Source organism: Streptomyces sp. WM4235 (assembly GCF_001279725.1).
Taxonomy (GTDB): Bacteria; Actinomycetota; Actinomycetes; order Streptomycetales; family Streptomycetaceae; genus Streptomyces.
Genome location: NZ_LGDE01000145.1, coordinates 1 through 2,400, shown reverse-complemented (window position 1 = coordinate 2,400; position 2,400 = coordinate 1). Strand labels below are relative to the sequence as shown.

Here is a 2,400-nt window from a genome sequence, read left to right as displayed (position 1 = left end):
GTGACCACCGTCGTCGCGATGGCCGCCGCCGTGTCCCTCGTCACCGCCCTGCTGCTGGGCCGTCAGGTGGTGCTGCGCTGTCGGGAACTCGTGCGCGCGGCCGGCGAATTCGGAGAGGTGGGCACCTTCACGGCCCCCACCGTGCCCGCCCCCGCCGAACTCACCGCACTGAGCCGGGAACTGGACCGGACCGGTGCGCGCCTCGCCGCCTCCCGCGAACGGGAACGCGCCCTGGAGACCTCACGGCGCGAACTCGTGGCCTGGATCTCGCACGACCTGCGCACCCCCCTCGCCGGCCTGCGCGCGATGTCGGAGGCACTGGAGGACGGCCTCGTGGCCGATCCATCCCGCTACCACCGGCAGATGCGCGCCGAGGTGGAACGCCTCAACTCGATGGTCACGGACCTGTTCGAGCTGTCCCGCATCCACGCGGGCGCCCTCAGCCTCAGCCCCACCCGACTGTCCGTCTACGACCTGGTGGGCGACGCGCTGGCGGGCGCCGACGCCCTCGCCCGCCGGCACGGAGTTCACCTGGCCGGCGAGGACGTGGCCCCGCTGCCGGTGGAGGTCGACGGCAAGGAGATGACCCGGGTGCTGTCCAACCTGCTGGTGAACGCCATCCGGCACACCCCGGCCGACGGCACGGTCGCGATTGCCGCCGAACGCCGCGCCGGCGCGGTGGTGGTATCGGTCACCGACGCCTGTGGTGGCATCCCGGAGGAGGACCTCCCGCGCGTCTTCGACACCGGGTGGCGCGGCGCCCCGGCCCGCACCCCTCCATCGGGGGCGGGGCTGGGCCTCGCGATCGTCCGGGGCATCGTCGAGGCCCACGCGGGACAGGCCGACGTCCACAACGTGCCCGGCGGCTGCCGCTTCGAACTGACCCTTCCGGCCCCGGTGTAGGTCCTCCCGTCCGCCTCCCGCGGAAGGCCGAGGTCCGCGCCCGGGCCTCCCCGATGTCAACGGCGTGCCCGGCGGGTCCCGTCAGTCCCGGACGAGACAGAACGGGTGTCCCGCCGGATCCGCGAAGACGCGCCAACTCCGCCTTCCGTCCCCCTCGTCCAGCAGCGCGGCGCCCCGATCGAGCACCTCCCGCTGGGCCTGGTCCAGGTTCGTGACCCCCAGTTCGAGGTGGAACTGTTGAGGGCGGGCAGGGTCCGGCCACCGGGGCGGCTGATGGTCCTCCACCCGTTGGAAGGCGAGCACGAACCCACCGTCGGCATGGAGCGTGGCCCAGCCCTCGTCGGTCGACCACCGCGGATCCGGCTGGTTCACCACGCCGCCGAGGAGCGACTGGTAGAACCGGGACAACTCGACGACATCGGCACAGTCCAACACCACACACTGCAGCTTGGCGATCATGAGGAGCAGACTCTCACGACGCCTGATCACGATCCCCGCGACCGGAGCACCGGCAGTCGCGTCGGTATGACGTGGGCGGGCGTCGGCCGGATGCGCGGACAGTGGATCATCTGACGGGACAACCGCATGATCACCGCGCAGGAGGAAGCAGCATGGAACCACGAGTGGTGGACCGCCCCGAGAAGTCCCGGTACGAGATCCTCGCCGGAGCCGACGGGACCGAGACGGCCGGCTTCGCCGAGTACTTCCTCTCGGAGGGCGAGATCGCCTTCATCCACACCGAGACGGAGCCCCGCTTCGCCGGTCAGGGCCTGGGTGGCCTGCTCGCCCGCGGCGCCCTCGACGACGTCCGGGCCCGCAAGCTGGACGTCCTGCCGTACTGCCCCTTCATCCGGGGGTGGATCGGCAAGCACCCGGAGTACACGGACCTCGTTCCCGAGGATCGCCGGGCACAGTTCGGCCTCTGAGCGGCCGCCCGCCACCTGTCGCGCGGCGGCTCGGGTGGCGGGGTGTCGGGTCTCGGGCGCACATGTGGAGTACGGGTCGCGACGCCGGCCGGGCATCGGCGCCCGAATCGCGGGCCGCCGGCCCCGGCGACCCGGCCGCGTTCGCTCCGCGTCGGCCCCGGCGACCCGGCAGTGTTCGCACCGCGTCGGTCCCGCGTTCGCTCCGCGGCGGCCCCGCAGTCGCCCCACATCGGCCGCGTGAGGTGAGTGATCGGGCGGGCGTGGCCCGCGATCGGCGGCGGGCGCGGTGCGAGGGGCGCGTCAAGAAGTCCGGGTCCCGCGTTCGGAAACCGTCAGGGCGCCCGCCGGGCGCCCCGTCGTGGCCGTTCCATGGAGCGCGTCGGACCACGTGAAAGGGCGGGACTGTGCGAGGACGCGTCGTGGTGGGGACCAGCGGATCCCTGGGGAGCATGACCGCGCTGCACCGGGCGGCGACGGAGGCCCGGGTACGGGATGCGGAGCTGTGGGTCGTACTGGCCTGGCAACCGCCCGGCGGTGGGCCGGCCGGTGCAGCGCGGTCATGCTCCCCAGG

The 2,400-nt window shown here is 73.2% G+C and carries 4 protein-coding genes; 3 read left to right on the top strand and 1 reads right to left on the bottom strand.

All coding sequences use genetic code 11. The features are described 5' to 3' along the window. Positions 1–903, top strand: a 903-nt coding sequence (locus tag ADK55_RS13345) for a sensor histidine kinase (protein WP_053678354.1), incomplete at its 5' end; no start/stop codon positions are given. Positions 904–984: 81 nt separating this feature from the next. On the opposite strand, the gene ADK55_RS13340 is transcribed toward ADK55_RS13345, so the two are convergent. Next, entirely contained in the window at positions 985–1,362 is a 378-nt protein-coding gene (locus ADK55_RS13340) for a VOC family protein (RefSeq protein ID WP_053678352.1), read from the bottom strand. A 152-nt stretch (positions 1,363–1,514) separates the two neighbouring features. On the opposite strand from ADK55_RS13340, the gene ADK55_RS13335 reads away from it, so the two are divergent. Beyond that, positions 1,515–1,829, top strand: a complete 315-nt coding sequence (locus ADK55_RS13335; protein WP_053678350.1) for a GNAT family N-acetyltransferase — start codon at positions 1,515–1,517, stop codon at positions 1,827–1,829. 404 nt (positions 1,830–2,233) lie between these two features. Beyond that, a partial coding sequence (locus tag ADK55_RS39770; RefSeq protein ID WP_234350029.1) for a universal stress protein occupies positions 2,234–2,400 on the top strand: 167 nt, incomplete at its 3' end.

What these genes read in the sequence shown, in the direction of transcription:
- ADK55_RS13340 (WP_053678352.1), bottom strand. Translation starts at nt 1,362, where the DNA reads ATGATCGCCAAGCTGCAGTGTGTGGTGTTGGACTGTGCCGATGTCGTC.
- ADK55_RS13335 (WP_053678350.1), top strand. Translation starts at nt 1,515, where the DNA reads ATGGAACCACGAGTGGTGGACCGCCCCGAGAAGTCCCGGTACGAGATC.